Origin of the sequence: Pseudomonas sp. Sample_23 (genome assembly GCF_004307595.1) — a bacterium.
GTDB lineage: Bacteria > Pseudomonadota > Gammaproteobacteria > Pseudomonadales > Pseudomonadaceae > Aquipseudomonas > Aquipseudomonas atacamensis.
The window spans coordinates 108,988-122,815 of the sequence record NZ_RCNX01000009.1; the positions used below are offsets into that span (position 1 = coordinate 108,988).

Annotated in this window: 10 protein-coding genes and 1 pseudogene; 9 read left to right on the forward strand and 2 right to left on the reverse strand. The window is 59.9% G+C overall.

What is annotated here, in order from left to right:
• The first annotated feature begins 4 nt into the window (after nucleotides 1–4).
• The 6 genes from D8U82_RS01995 (at nucleotide 5) to D8U82_RS02020 (ending at nucleotide 7,914) form a co-directional block, all read left to right on the forward strand.
• Nucleotides 5–1,471 carry an alginate O-acetyltransferase gene (locus tag D8U82_RS01995; protein ID WP_130887019.1) on the forward strand — a complete coding sequence of 489 codons (1,467 nt, stop codon included), beginning with the start codon at nucleotides 5–7 and terminating at the stop codon, nucleotides 1,469–1,471.
• An 8-nt stretch (nucleotides 1,472–1,479) separates the two neighbouring features.
• A complete protein-coding gene (locus tag D8U82_RS02000) occupies nucleotides 1,480–2,604 on the forward strand; it encodes a mannuronate-specific alginate lyase (RefSeq protein WP_130901549.1) in 1,125 nt (374 codons plus the stop codon).
• A gap of 284 nt (nucleotides 2,605–2,888) precedes the next feature.
• Complete coding sequence (locus D8U82_RS02005; RefSeq protein WP_024011674.1) at nucleotides 2,889–4,454, forward strand: MBOAT family protein; 1,566 nt, start codon at nucleotides 2,889–2,891, stop codon at nucleotides 4,452–4,454.
• Between the two features lie 10 nt (nucleotides 4,455–4,464).
• Nucleotides 4,465–5,637: an alginate O-acetyltransferase gene (locus D8U82_RS02010; protein ID WP_016771604.1), complete on the forward strand. Its 1,173-nt coding sequence runs from the start codon at nucleotides 4,465–4,467 to the stop codon at nucleotides 5,635–5,637.
• A gap of 14 nt (nucleotides 5,638–5,651) precedes the next feature.
• Nucleotides 5,652–6,308, forward strand: coding sequence for an alginate O-acetyltransferase AlgF (locus tag D8U82_RS02015; protein ID WP_016771605.1), 657 nt, complete (start codon nucleotides 5,652–5,654; stop codon nucleotides 6,306–6,308).
• Between the two features lie 154 nt (nucleotides 6,309–6,462).
• Nucleotides 6,463–7,914 carry a mannose-1-phosphate guanylyltransferase/mannose-6-phosphate isomerase gene (locus D8U82_RS02020; RefSeq protein ID WP_024011673.1) on the forward strand — a complete coding sequence of 484 codons (1,452 nt, stop codon included), beginning with the start codon at nucleotides 6,463–6,465 and terminating at the stop codon, nucleotides 7,912–7,914.
• Between the two features lie 79 nt (nucleotides 7,915–7,993).
• Here D8U82_RS02020 and D8U82_RS02025 read toward each other — a convergent pair whose 3' ends face one another.
• A complete protein-coding gene (locus tag D8U82_RS02025; protein WP_177434098.1) occupies nucleotides 7,994–10,729 on the reverse strand; it encodes an RHS repeat protein in 2,736 nt (911 codons plus the stop codon).
• Between the two features lie 170 nt (nucleotides 10,730–10,899).
• On the opposite strand from D8U82_RS02025, the gene D8U82_RS02030 reads away from it, so the two are divergent.
• The 3 genes from D8U82_RS02030 (at nucleotide 10,900) to D8U82_RS02040 (ending at nucleotide 13,682) form a co-directional block, all read left to right on the forward strand.
• Nucleotides 10,900–11,364, forward strand: coding sequence for a hypothetical protein (locus D8U82_RS02030; RefSeq protein WP_016771607.1), 465 nt, complete (start codon nucleotides 10,900–10,902; stop codon nucleotides 11,362–11,364).
• A 36-nt stretch (nucleotides 11,365–11,400) separates the two neighbouring features.
• A complete protein-coding gene (locus D8U82_RS02035; RefSeq protein ID WP_125927506.1) occupies nucleotides 11,401–12,225 on the forward strand; it encodes an SDR family oxidoreductase in 825 nt (274 codons plus the stop codon).
• A 161-nt stretch (nucleotides 12,226–12,386) separates the two neighbouring features.
• Nucleotides 12,387–13,682, forward strand: a complete 1,296-nt coding sequence (locus D8U82_RS02040) for a hypothetical protein (RefSeq protein ID WP_130901550.1) — start codon at nucleotides 12,387–12,389, stop codon at nucleotides 13,680–13,682.
• A gap of 45 nt (nucleotides 13,683–13,727) precedes the next feature.
• Here the strand turns inward: D8U82_RS02040 and D8U82_RS28360 are convergent.
• Nucleotides 13,728–13,828 (reverse strand): annotated as a pseudogene (locus D8U82_RS28360) (efflux transporter periplasmic adaptor subunit); the annotation flags it as partial.

Consider the following 13,828-nt stretch of genomic DNA (forward strand, 5'->3'; position numbering starts at 1 on the left):
TTTTATGCACCCACATATGATCAAACTGCTCAGCCTCTCGGCCCTGACCCTCGGCATTCTCGCTGCCGGCAACGCTCGCGCCGACGCTGAAGGCGCAAGCGTCACGCCACCGAAGTTCACCGCCGAGCCGTGCTGCAACCTGTGCCCGGCGGCACATGACGCGAAGAACTACACCACGCGTTATCAGCAGAACTTCACCACCCTGGTACAGGCCCAGGGCGACTGGCTGTTCCGTACCCAGGAAGACCTGCGCACCGAGTTCAACACCACGCCGGCCGGCTACAAGCGCCTGCAACAGTTGCACGATGCGTTCAAGAGCAAAGGCGTTGAGCTGGTGATCGTCTACCAGCCGACCCGTGGCCTGGTGAACCGCAACAAGCTCAACCCGCAGGAAAAAGCCGCGTTCGATTACGAGAAAGCGCTGGGCAACTACAAGACCATGCTCAGCCGTTTCGCCAAGATGGGCTACGTGGTGCCGGACCTGTCGCCACTGACCAACGAATCGCTGCCGGACACCCTGCCCGCCCACGATTTCTACTTCCGTGGCGACCAACACTGGACACCTTACGGTGCCCAGCGCACGGCAAAAATCGTCGCCGAAAAGGTCAAGCAGATCCCGGCCTTCGCCGACATTCCCAAGCGTGAATTCGAGACCAAGCGCTCCGGACGCATGGGCAAGACCGGCACTCTGCACAACATGGCCGGGCAACTGTGCGGCACCAGCTACGCGATCCAGTACATGGACCAGTTCACCACCGAGCCGAAAGGCGAGGCTGGTGACGGCGACCTGTTCGGCGATTCCGGCAATCCGCAGATCACCCTGGTCGGTACATCGCACAGCGGCAAGAACTACAACTTTGCCGGTTTCCTCGAAGAAGCCATCGGCGCCGACATCCTCAACGTGGCCTTCCCCGGCGGCGGTTTCGAAGGTTCGATGCTGCAGTACCTGGGCAGCGAAGAATTCCAGAAGACCCCGCCGAAAATTCTCATCTGGGAATTCTCGCCGCTGTATCGCCTCGATCAGGAAACCATCTATCGCCAGATGATGGCGCTGCTCGATAACGGTTGCGAAGGCAAAGACGCGCAGATGTCCGCCAGTGCCACGCTGAAGCCGGGCAGCAAGCAAGAACTGCTGGTCAACAGCAAGAACCTGAACCTGCAGAACGCCAACCATCAGGTCGACATCCGCTTCGCCGACACCTCGGTGAAAACCCTGCAAGCCACCCTCTGGTACATGAACGGTCGCCACGAGGACATCAAGATCGAGAAACCGGAAACCTCCGACACCGACGGTCGTTTCGCCTTTGAGCTGCGCACGGACGAAGACTGGGCCTCGCAAAACCTGCTGGCGGTCGAAGTCCAGGGTCCTGAAGCCGGACCTGACGCCGCGCCACAAAAAGTCGAAGCGAAAATCTGCAAACGCAACGTATTCCCGGGCGCTGGTCAACAGACCGCGCAGCTCGGGCAATGAGGTCTGCTATGCGAAATCCGAAACTGAAAAACCTGTTGGCACCGACACTCCTGAGCCTGGCGATGTTCGCCGGGGCAACTCAGGCTGCCGCGCCATTGCGTCCACCGCAGGGCTACTTCGCCCCGGTGGATAAATTCAAGACCGGCGACAACAGCGATGGCTGCGACGCGATGCCGGCGCCGTACACCGGTCCGCTGCAATTTCGCAGCAAATACGAAGGTTCGGACAAGGCCCGCGCGACGCTGAACGTGCAGTCGGAAAAAGCCTTTCGCGACACCACCAAAGACATCACCACGCTGGAACGCGGCACCGCCAAGCGCGTCATGCAGTTCATGCGCGACGGTCGCCCGGAACAGCTCGAATGCACGCTCGACTGGCTGACCGCGTGGGCCAAGGCTGACGCGTTGATGTCCAAAGACTTCAACCACACCGGCAAGTCGATGCGCAAATGGGCGCTGGGCAGCATGGCCTCGTCGTACATTCGCCTGAAGTTTTCCGACTCGCATCCGCTGGCCCAGCATCAGCAGGAAGCGCAGTTGATCGAAGCCTGGTTCAGCAAAATGGCTGATCAGGTGGTCAGCGACTGGGACAACCTGCCGCTGGAAAAAACCAACAACCACTCGTACTGGGCCGCCTGGTCGGTGATGGCGACCGCCGTCGCCACCAACCGCCGCGACCTGTTTGATTGGGCGGTGAAGGAATACAAGGTTGGCGTCAACCAGGTCGACGCCGACGGCTTCCTGCCTAACGAACTCAAGCGCCAGCAACGCGCCCTCGCCTATCACAACTACGCCCTGCCGCCGCTGGCGATGATCGCCAGTTTCGCCCAGGTCAACGGTGTCGATCTGCGTCAGGAAAACAACGGCGCGCTCAAGCGTCTCGGTGATCGGGTGTTGGCCGGCGTGAAGGACCCTGACGAGTTCGAAGAAAAGAACGGCAAAAAGCAGGACATGACCGACCTGAAAGAGGACATGAAATTCGCCTGGCTCGAACCGTTCTGCACGCTCTACACCTGCGCGCCGGATGTGATCGAGAAAAAACGCGACATGCAACCGTTCAAGACCTTCCGCCTCGGCGGGGACCTGACCAAGATTTACGACCCGTCCCACGAAAAGGGCAACAAGGGTTCCTGAAAGGCGAAGAGCAAAAGCCCCTCACCCTAGCCCTCTCCCAGGGGGAGAGGGAACTGATTGAGGTGGCTGTGCGAACTGCGGCAAAAGAAATACCGAGTCGATCTCTAGTCTTCAAGCCGATGGAGATCAGGCTCCCTCTCCCTCCGGGAGAGGGCGGGGGGTGAGGGGCGCGGTCTGACGGCCAGCTCCGACCTCAAGCGAACACTGTGTCACCCCTCCACTATCACGGGGGGTTTGGGGGGGCTTCGGCCCTTGACTGTTGATTCAAACATGGAGAGATCGGGATGGTATTTTCATCCAACGTGTTCCTGTTTCTGTTCTTGCCGATCTTTCTCGGCTTGTACTACCTGAGCGGGCAACGCTATCGCAACCTGCTGCTGCTGATCGCCAGCTACGTGTTCTACGCCTGGTGGCGAGTGGACTTCCTCGCGCTGTTCGCAGCGGTCACGCTGTGGAACTACTGGATCGGCCTCAAGGTCGGTGCTGCCGGCGTGCGAACCAAACCGGCGCAGCGCTGGCTGCTGCTCGGCGTGGCCGTCGACCTGTGCATTCTGGGCTACTTCAAGTACGCCAACTTCGGTGTCGACAGCATCAACGAGATCATGACTTCGTTCGGTCTCGAGCCGTTCATCCTCACCCACGTGCTGCTGCCGATCGGTATTTCGTTCTACATCTTCGAATCGATCAGCTACATCATCGACGTGTACCGTGGCGACACTCCGGCCACGCGCAACCTGATCGACTTCGCAGCATTCGTGGCGATCTTCCCGCACCTGATTGCCGGCCCGGTCCTGCGTTTTCGCGACCTCGCCGATCAGTTCAACAACCGCACGCACACCCTCGACAAATTCTCCGAGGGCTGCACGCGGTTCATGCAGGGTTTCATCAAGAAGGTCTTCATCGCCGACACCCTCGCCGTGGTCGCCGACCATTGCTTCGCCCTGCAGAACCCGACCACGGGTGATGCCTGGCTCGGTGCGCTGGCGTACACCGCGCAGCTGTATTTCGACTTCTCCGGTTACAGCGACATGGCCATCGGTCTGGGCTTGATGATGGGTTTCCGCTTCATGGAAAACTTCAAGCAGCCGTACATCAGCCAGTCGATCACCGAGTTCTGGCGCCGCTGGCACATCAGCCTGTCCACCTGGCTGCGTGACTACCTGTACATCACCCTCGGCGGTAACCGTAAAGGCACGCTGATGACCTATCGCAACCTGTTCCTGACCATGCTGCTCGGTGGTCTGTGGCACGGCGCGAACATCACTTACATCATCTGGGGCGCCTGGCACGGCATGTGGCTGGCGATCGAAAAAATGCTCGGCCTGAACACATCGCCGCGCAGCCTCAACCCGATCCGTTGGGCACTGACCTTCCTGCTGGTAGTGATGGGCTGGGTGATCTTCCGTGCCGAGAACCTGCACGTTGCCGGGCGCATGTACGGCGCGATGTTCAGCTTCGGCGACTGGTCGCTGTCGGAACTCAATCAAGCCAGCCTCACCGGTCTGCAAGTGGCGACTCTGGTGGTGGCTTACGTGACCCTGGCGTTCTTCGGCCTGCGTGATCTGTACACCAATCAGCCGCCAGCCAAGACCAAACCGGAAGTCAACGTCGAGGCCGATGGTCCTGCCACGGCGACGCCGGGAATGATCAAGGCAGCACCTGGGGAAAATCCGGCGAGCATCCACGAACCTGGCTACACCGTCGGCGTCGAAGCCCAGGTGCAACCGGCCTACTGGACCGCTGACTGGTCGCGCTACGTGATGCGCGGGCTGATCCTGCTGCTGTTCATCGCCTCGATTCTCAAACTCTCGGCGCAAAGCTTCTCGCCGTTCCTTTACTTCCAGTTCTGAGGGATCTGACATGACCCGCTCATTACGCATCTTCTACATCGCCCTGTTCCTGGTGACGCTGTTGGTCCTCGGTCTGTGGTCGATTCGCAGCTTCTTCGGCTTCAGCACCAACGCCGACGCGACGGTGCTCAATGGCCGCTGGACCAAGGCGGTGGAAACCCACTACGACGATGAATTCCCGATCAAGCGTCTGGGCACCAACCTCTGGGCCGCGCTGGATTTCAAACTGTTCAACGAAGGTCGTCCGGGCGTTGTGCTCGGCCGCGACCAGTGGTTGTACAGCGATGAGGAATTCAACCCGATCGTCAACGAACAGCAGAACCTGCAAGGCAACTACGCGCTGGTCGAAGGCGTGCGCCAGACCCTGAAAGAGAAAGGCGTGAAACTGGTGATGGCGATCGTCCCGGCCAAGGTGCGTCTGTATCCGGAGCATCTGGATGAAGTGAAGCCTTCGAGCATTCACCAGAACCTGTATCAGGATTTCCACGCCCGTGTCGCGGCCGACAAGATCCTCGCCCCTGACCTGCTCGGCCCGCTGCAACAGGCCAAGCAGAACGGTCAGCAAGTGTTCCTGCGCACCGACACCCACTGGACGCCGGAAGGCGCCGAGATCGCCGCCAACACGTTGGCGAAAACCATTGCCGAGAAATTCCCGCTGAGCGGCGAGCCACAGCGCTTCGTCACCACGCCAGCAGAGAAGGTCACGCACAAGGGCGATCTGCGTCTGTTCCTGCCGCTCGATCCGCTGTTCGAAAACATGATGCCGGCGCCTGAGCCACTGCTCAAACGCAACACCGTAGCCGCCGAGCAGCCTGCCGGTGACGACGCCCTGTTCGCCAACAGCGAAGTACCGGTCGCGCTGATCGGCACCAGCTACAGCGCCAACCCCAACTGGAACTTCGTGGGTGCGCTCAAACAAGCGCTGCACAGCGACGTCGTCAACTACGCCGAAGACGGCCATGGCCCGATTCTGCCGATGCTCAGCTACCTGAAAAGCGATGACTTCAAGAACAGCCCGCCACAAGTGCTGATCTGGGAGTTTCCTGAACGATATCTGCCTGTGAACAACGAAATCGGCGACGCCGACCCGCAGTGGGTCGCAGAGCTCAAACAAGCCGGCGCCCGCCAACAAAACGTAGCCATCAACACTAAATCCGAGACGCCCGATCGGGCGCAAAACTGAAAGAGAGGTACACCATGACTTTCACTACTACTCCTCGTCGTCTCGCTAAAAGCTTCGCACTGGTTGCTGGCCTCAGCGTACTTTCCGTCCCAGCCTTCGCCGGTGGCGACGCCGCGCTGTACGGCCCGACCGCTCCGAAAGGCTCGACCTTCGTGCGTGTCTACAACGCCAGCAACGCTGAAGTCAGCGCGACTGTCGGCAGCACCAACCTGAGCGACATCGCGCCATTGGCCAGCAGCGATTTCAGCTTCATGCCGGGCGGCGACTACAGCGCCAAGGTCGGCAGCCAGACCCTGCCGGTCAAGCTTGCCGGTGACCACTACTACACCCTGGTCAACAACGCTTCCGGCGCGCCACAACTGATCGAAGAGCCGCCGTTCAAGAACAAGCAGAAATCCCTGGTTCGTGTACAGAACCTCAGCGACAAGCCGCTGACCCTGAAAACCGCCGACGGCAAGACCGAAGTGGTGCCGAACGTGGCAGCCAAGGGCCGTGGCGAACGTGAAATCAACCCAGTGAAAGTCAGCCTGGCGCTGTACGAAGGCGACAAAAAAGTCGGCGACGTGAAACCAGTCGCCCTGGAGCGCGGTGAGGCAGCGGTGCTGTACGTCACCGGCAACGGCAGCAACCTGTCGCCAGTCTGGGTGAAACGCCCGGTGTCGACTCGCTAATCCTTTTGTGAACTGACGCAGTACCCCTTGTGGGAGCGAGCCTGCTCGCGAATACGGTCTGACATGCAACATCAATGTCGACTGAGCCATCGCCATCGCGAGCAGGCTCGCTCCCACAGGGCTCTAACCAAATTGATTTTATGGAGTAAACATTATGATTCCGGTGATCTTGTCAGGTGGTAGCGGTTCGCGTCTGTGGCCTCTTTCGCGCAAGCAATTCCCCAAGCAATTCCTCGCCCTGACCGGCGAACACACACTGTTCCAGCAAACCCTCGAGCGCCTGGTGTTCGAAGGCATGGACACGCCGATCGTGGTCTGCAACAAGGAACACCGTTTCATCGTCAACGAGCAACTGGCCGCGCGCAATCTGGAATGCCAGCGCATCCTGATGGAACCGTTCGGCCGCAACACGTCGCCGGCCGTAGCATTGACCGCGATGATGCTGGTCAATGAAGGCCGCGACGAACTGATGCTGGTGCTGCCGGCCGACCACGTGCTGGAAGACCAGAAAGCCCTGCAACGTGCGCTGGCCCTGGCGACTGTCGCAGCCGAGAACGGCGAGATGGTCCTGTTCGGCGTACCGGCGACCAAACCGGAAACCGGCTACGGCTACATCAAATCCACCGCTGATTCGCTGCTGCCCGAAGGCGTCAGCCGCGTCTCGCACTTCGTCGAAAAACCGGACGTCAAGCGCGCCACCGAGTACGTCGAATCCGGCGGTTACTACTGGAACAGCGGCATGTTCCTGTTCCGAGCCAGCCGCTTCCTCGAAGAACTGAAAAAGCACGATCCGGACATCTACGACACCTGCCTGCTGACCCTTGAGCGCAGCCAGCAGGACGCCGACACCATCACCTTCGACGAAGCCACCTTCGCCTGCTGCCCGGACAACTCCATCGACTACTCGGTGATGGAAAAAACCCAGCGCGCCTGCGTGGTGCCGCTGACCGCCGGCTGGAGCGATGTCGGCTGCTGGTCGTCGCTGTGGGAAGTCAACGAGAAAGACGCCAACGGCAACGTCAGCAAAGGCGACGTGGTCATCCAGGACAGCAAGAACTGCATGATCCACGGCAACGGCAAACTTGTCTCGGTGATCGGTCTGGAGAACATCGTCGTGGTCGAAACCAAGGACGCGATGATGATTGCCCACAAGGACAAGGTCCAGGGCGTCAAGCAGATGGTCAACACCCTCAACGCCCAGGGCCGCAGCGAAACCCAGAACCACTGCGAAGTCTATCGTCCATGGGGCTCGTACGACTCGGTGGACATGGGCGGGCGTTTCCAGGTCAAGCACATCTCGGTCAAGCCGGGCGCGTGCCTGTCGCTGCAGATGCACCACCACCGCGCCGAACACTGGATCGTGGTCAGCGGCACCGCCGAAGTAACCTGCGACGAGAACGTGTTCCTGCTCACCGAAAACCAGTCGACCTACATCCCGATCGCCTCGGTGCATCGCCTGCGCAACCCGGGCAAGATCCCGCTGGAAATCATCGAAGTGCAGTCGGGTTCGTACTTGGGTGAAGACGATATCGAACGTTTCGAAGATATCTACGGCCGCTCCACCCCGATCGAACGCGGCGTGTCGGTGAAGACCATCGCGCAGTAATCGATCACTAAAACGAGAAGCCCTCGTCCAGCCCGTTGCGTTCCCTATCCGCAGCGGGCTGGGCGGGGGCTTTTTTTGTCTAGCCGAAGACTGAATTGCGGCGTCTCGCCAGCGGTGAATCTTCATCGACCGACTCGCCTTCCGTCGCCTGCGCCAGCCCCGCGGGACCTTGTGTAAACGCGGCTGCAAACAGTTGCTGGGCCAACGGTGTCGGTGTTGATTCCGGTTCTGCAAACAACGGCTGCCGCCGGGTCGATCGATTGAAGGACTGCAAGTCGACCGCCGGACTGTTCGAGGAGATGGCAAGAGGCACGGCAACGGGTGTGCTGAGCAGTTTGTACTGGATCCGCGTCTGAGCCTCGGAAACCTGCATGGCATTGCCCATTGCCACACTCAGTGAGCCCACCAACTGAACTGCGGGGTTAGCGGCGTGCATCAGCAGATTTCCGCCGATCTGGAAGCCTTTGGCCACGGCACCGCGCCTGGCTGCAAGCACTTGCGGTTCTTCGACAGGGCTGTTGAACGCAACGGACATGGGTCCCATGATCCGGCTGGTGGTCTCCTCCCCCAACACCCGATTCATTGTCGAAGAAACGAATTCACCGGAGTGGTACAGCACGGCCCCCGAAGGTGGCGCGGTGTGCGTCCGCGCGGCGGCAATGACATGTGCCTGATGTGTGTTGAGCACGGAGTTGTCCCGGGCTCCCAGCTCTGCCAGCGCTACCGGTATTTCGCGGCGATAGGCCTGGACGTCGGGATTGGGGTCATTCTCGAAGTAACGGCGCACTGGCTGCATGCCGGCGGCTTGCACGGGATTGACCAGTTTCTGGTCGGCAAGATCGTGGTACACCCGATCGGGTGCATGCTTGTCGGGCTTGCGCCCGTCGCTGTCTCTGTAAGTGACTGGGTTATTGCGCATCGCGCGATAGCGATTATGACCGTCGATCGCCCCGCCAGGATCGGTATTCAACCAGCGTTGCAGCCACGGCACGTAATAGCGAAACCCAAAGTAATAAAGCCCCGTGGCATCACGTTCCTTTCCCGAATAGCGCGCGGTCTTGTAGCTGACGTCGGGCTCCTTGGCCCACGCCGTCGCTCCAAATGGATAAAAATGCTCGCGGCTGATCAGCCGCGCATCGGCGTCCAGCTCAACACTGATCGAACCCAGGTGATCATTGAAATTGTATCGGTAGAGATTATTCAGGCCGGTCGGCGGTGGGCTTTGCCAATGCAGGACGCGTACGGTGTTGAGTCCGGTCTGCACGGTGAGCACTTGCAGGCTTTCTCCGGTGCCAGTGTCGGTGCGTAACTCCAGCGCTGGCAGATACCGCACCTGTGCAAGAAGACTGCGCGCAGCCGTGCGTGACGAACGCGTTTTCAATACCCGCTGACCGGCGCCGTCGTAGAGATAGTTTTCACAATCATCGGCGCCTGATACGCGCAGCACGAGCACCACCGAGTTCAGCTGGTTCCGCAGATTCCACTGCAACCGGCGTCCTTGATCCAGCAACAGCAAATTGCCTCGCGCATCGAACGCCTCAGCGATCTGGGACTCAGATGGCGGCTTACCGTCATGCCACGGCAAGCAACGATTGCTGTAGCGCGCGGCCTGCAATTGATGACCTGGACTCTGTGGGCCAACGTGAGTCAGCTCGAGCAAATTGCCGGCGGCGTCATAACGATAACTCTGGCTGTAGTTGGCGACAGCGGTCGGCCCGCCACCGGCAGCGCCGGCCTCCCAGCCAGTGGCGTGAGTCAACTGGCAAAGGCTGTCATAGCGGTAGCGACTGACCGGCTCGATGCGCTGGTTGGCGAACCAGCGTACCGGCAATGCCTGGTCTTCGATGCTCAGCACATTGCCCATCGGGTCATAGGCATACAACAGGTCCTGCCAAACGTTGCCCTCTTGATCCTGAGCATGACGCATGAGCAGACGGCCGTCTTCACGGCGGTAGCTCAGCGTGGTCAGAACGCCGTTACCTGCCAGCTCCTGGGTCACCTGACCTTCGGCGTTGTACCGAATATCACTGACCACTGGATGGTCTGAAGTCTGATACCTGAGCCGTAGATCAACCCCGCGTAATCGTCCGTCGTGAGTCAGCGCGAATACCTGCCGATGACCAGCGGCATCCACCTGTTCCAGCACGGAGCCCTGCGGTGAAAAGCGCCATTGCGTGGTTGCCCCTTCGGACTCCAGCGGTACCTTGCGCTCAAAGTCAGCATCTGGCCAATCCGGCACAACCGACTCGAGCACGAAGTGTCGGGTGTTTTCACAACACTGGCCGGTGATTGCGAATTGCTCGAACAGGACACTACCGGCCGGATCGTCATGCCGGATCAACTGACCGAGCTGATTGCGCAGCGCCTCGCCAAAGCCGGGCCGGCCATAGGCAAAACGCTCGGCGCAGCGGCGAGGTACGCCTGTGCCTTCTTCGAACACCGCGACAGGGCGCAGCAAGTCATCGTATGCAATCTCGCAGCATGTGCCACGGCTGTCCCAGTTGAACAGCGTCTGGCCGGCCAAACCCGGCAACCGGACTTGGACTCCCGCATCGCTACTGTCCGAGCGCAGCGCGATATCGTTCAAGGCATGGGTGGTGGTGAGGCTGGCGGGCGCTTGCGGATCGATCACCTGCAACGCCCACAATCGCGCATCCCATTGTTTGACTACACGCCCGGCGACGTCCCGCAACGTCCGCTCGATTCGGGGCTCACTTGCCAGCGCCGCATCGGCGCGCCAGTAGTTGACGTTGAGGATCGCCAAACCACGCGGATCGTTCACGGCAAGCGTTGGCGTATTGCGGTGGATGCCCATAGTGCGTCAACGTCCCAGTGTGCCCTTCGCGCATGAGAGCAAGCCCGGACGTGGATGCCTACTGTCAGAAATTACAGTCCCGACCAACGGCAGGCTTGTTGCCGCTCCGAATATCCATTGTGCGACGCCTTCGGTAGGATGAAGCTCACTCACTCACGGAGCGTTCCCGCATGTTCATCGGCATCCTGCTGGTCATCACCTGGCTGATCCTGCTGCTGCGCTATCCGGCCAAGGCCTTGCCGGTGTCGGTGGCCGCTGCCATCGGCCTGGGCTTCGTAGCCATGTGGGTGGTGTGGCTGGACAACCGCGAGATCAAACAACTGGCGCGCCTGGAACTGCGCATTGCCTATGCTCCCGAACAATGTCCGGCCGACCGTCCACTGCAATTGAAAATGAACAACGGTAACGATGTGCCGCTGACCGAACTGCGTTGGCGCGTCGCCGCGTACGCGCCGGGCGATACGGTCAATCTGGCCGACAATCAATACACCGCCCCGCGCTATCGCGGCCCCGGCGAACTGCAGGCCGGCGCGACCTGGGAAGATTGCTTGCCACTGCCGCCGCTGCGCCCCGGCTATCGCCCGCAAACCCTGGAGTTTCGCGCCGAGCATTTGCAGGGTAGTTTTGCCGACTGATCCCCTCCCCCGACTTTTTTGCACAAGGAATGCGCCATGCCCGTTGCGTTGATTACCGGTTGTTCCAGCGGCATCGGCCGCGCCTTGGCCGACGCGTTCAAAGCCGCCGGCTACGAAGTCTGGGCCAGTGCGCGCAAGACTGAAGACGTCGCTGCGCTCAACGCCGCCGGTTTTACCGCGATTCAGCTGGACGTCAATGATGGGGCCGCGCTTGAGCAACTCGCCGAGCGTCTAAACCAGCAACACGGCGGCCTCGATGTGTTGATCAACAACGCCGGTTACGGCGCGATGGGGCCGCTGCTCGACGGCGGCGTGCAGGCGATGCAGCGCCAGTTCGAGACCAACGTGTTTTCGATTGTCGGCGTCACCCGCGCGTTGTTTCCGCTGCTGCGTCGGGCCAGGGGGCTGGTGGTGAATATCGGCAGCGTGTCAGGTGTTTTGGTCACGCCGTTTGCCGGCGCCTACTGCGCTTCGAAAGCGGCGGTACACGCGTTGAGCGATGCCTTGCGAATGGAACTGGCACCGTTTGGCATTCGTGTGATGGAAGTCCAGCCCGGCGCCATCGAATCGAGCTTTGCGAAGAATGCCGGACATGAAGCCGAGCAATTGATCAACGAGCAATCGCCGTGGTTTCCATTGCGTGAAGGCATTCGGGCACGCGCCAAGGCATCGCAGGACAAACCCACCCCGGCCAGTGAGTTTGCTGCCGAGCTGTTGAAAGCGGTGCGGCAGAGCAAGCCGCCACGGCTGGTTCGCATCGGCAACGGCAGCCGGGCGTTGCCGTTGCTGGCGGCGTTGTTGCCGAAAGGGTTGTTGGAATCGACGTTGATGAAGCGCTTCGGATTGCGCGCAAAGCTCTGATACCCAGTTGTTGCGACGAGCGGTATCCCGACCTGTCAGAGTTGACAGTAGGCGCCCTCTCAAGGAAGGCCTATCGTGAGTTCAAGCCAGGTGAACGGTGTTGAGGCTGTGTTAAAGCCCGGCGAGTAAACCGACCTCACGACAACCGCGCAGGGACGTATATGACAACCGCTAAGAAGGCCACGAACATCAGGGCAACAATCGACGCTACATGGGGAAGCGGTGAAGGCAAACTTCAACTTGACGATATATTTCAGGACGACCCGGCGAAGTCCCGGCCCCTCACCGGATCGACGCTGCTGCGCGATAAATCGTTGCTGGTTACCAGTACCTTCGACAATAGCTCCTTCTTCATCTCCAAGCTGAACCACTTGGGTGCCGTAGACCTGGCGTTTGGGGTCGAAGGGCGTGTCATGGGTTCGTTCCTGGCCAATGAGCTGGCCTCTGGCGGGCCTATTGCAGAAGGTGCCGATGGGCGGCTGTTCATGGCGGGCAGCACAACCAATGGGAAGTCGAGCGAGGTTAGCCCCGCGATTCTCTGCCTCGACAGCAAAGGCAATCGAGTGAGCAGCTTTGGCGACAATGGCCAAGTCATCATCGATCCCCCAAACACACAACGGCTTACGAAAAAAGGCCCGGCATTCGTGTTCGCGTTACCCGATGGCAGCATTATTGTCGGCGTTGATTACCACACGCCTGACGTGCTCAGGGCGCACCTGTACAAATTCGATGCGCAGGGAGCACCCGTAAAGGCATTCGGCACAGATGGCCGAGTTGAAATAAAGCACAGGCTGCGGCATGCATCGACCTCACTCAGCGACGGTTGCGTGCTCGACAATGGGCTGTTGTTATTTGCAGGCTACGAAAAATACGAGCCCGACGTGAACACGGACGGTCTCGTCGTGATGTTGAATTCAGACAGTGGTGCGCCCCATGAGAATTTCGGTCACCCGGAAAGACCCGGGATTCTGGTAGTCCGGTACAACTCCAGGGGTGCCGAACTCAATACTGTGAGACAGCGAGCCCCCAATAGGTTCACGGCATCCGGCTACACCAACATGGGCAACGCCTTGAGTGAGCGATACGGCATGTTGATCGCCTTCGATGAAGAAGGTAAGCCCGATTTCGACGTTTTCGGCAGTCCGAATATCATGCCGCTTCCAGCAGATCTCGGCAGCGACAGGCGAGTCAACTGGGCGGACCATGTTCCTTTCGCTGATAACATCGTAGTTTCTGGTGGAGACGAGAAGGGCAATTATATTGCCTGTGTGAAAGCACGCAGCGGTGGCTACAACTCCGATTTTTCAGACGCGGGTGGCGTCATCCCTCGCGAGGAGACCACCGACTCTCTCTCCAGGCTTCATTATCAGCAGGACCCTGGAAAATTGATTGTTGCCCTCAACATCAATCCAGAAAATCCTCTGGGTTGTCTGTATCGCTACAACATTTCCCAGTAGCTGGAAGCATCACCGCGTCGCCCGGTTCAGGGGCGACTCGGTCGATCAATTATCTGCCAGGTCCTGCTTCACCACTACCGTGCAAGTAATTCCCGCCGCCAGCAACACCCCCGCCGGCACCTCATCAATGTGAATCCTTACCGGCA

Excerpts from the sequence above, each read along its gene's own strand:
- D8U82_RS01995 (WP_130887019.1), top strand. The coding sequence starts at position 5 with ATGCACCCACATATGATCAAACTGCTCAGCCTCTCGGCCCTGACCCTC.
- D8U82_RS02000 (WP_130901549.1), top strand. The coding sequence starts at position 1,480 with ATGCGAAATCCGAAACTGAAAAACCTGTTGGCACCGACACTCCTGAGC.
- D8U82_RS02005 (WP_024011674.1), top strand. The coding sequence starts at position 2,889 with ATGGTATTTTCATCCAACGTGTTCCTGTTTCTGTTCTTGCCGATCTTT.
- D8U82_RS02010 (WP_016771604.1), top strand. The coding sequence starts at position 4,465 with ATGACCCGCTCATTACGCATCTTCTACATCGCCCTGTTCCTGGTGACG.
- D8U82_RS02015 (WP_016771605.1), top strand. The coding sequence starts at position 5,652 with ATGACTTTCACTACTACTCCTCGTCGTCTCGCTAAAAGCTTCGCACTG.
- D8U82_RS02020 (WP_024011673.1), top strand. The coding sequence starts at position 6,463 with ATGATTCCGGTGATCTTGTCAGGTGGTAGCGGTTCGCGTCTGTGGCCT.
- D8U82_RS02025 (WP_177434098.1), bottom strand. The coding sequence starts at position 10,729 with ATGGGCATCCACCGCAATACGCCAACGCTTGCCGTGAACGATCCGCGT.
- D8U82_RS02030 (WP_016771607.1), top strand. The coding sequence starts at position 10,900 with ATGTTCATCGGCATCCTGCTGGTCATCACCTGGCTGATCCTGCTGCTG.
- D8U82_RS02035 (WP_125927506.1), top strand. The coding sequence starts at position 11,401 with ATGCCCGTTGCGTTGATTACCGGTTGTTCCAGCGGCATCGGCCGCGCC.
- D8U82_RS02040 (WP_130901550.1), top strand. The coding sequence starts at position 12,387 with ATGACAACCGCTAAGAAGGCCACGAACATCAGGGCAACAATCGACGCT.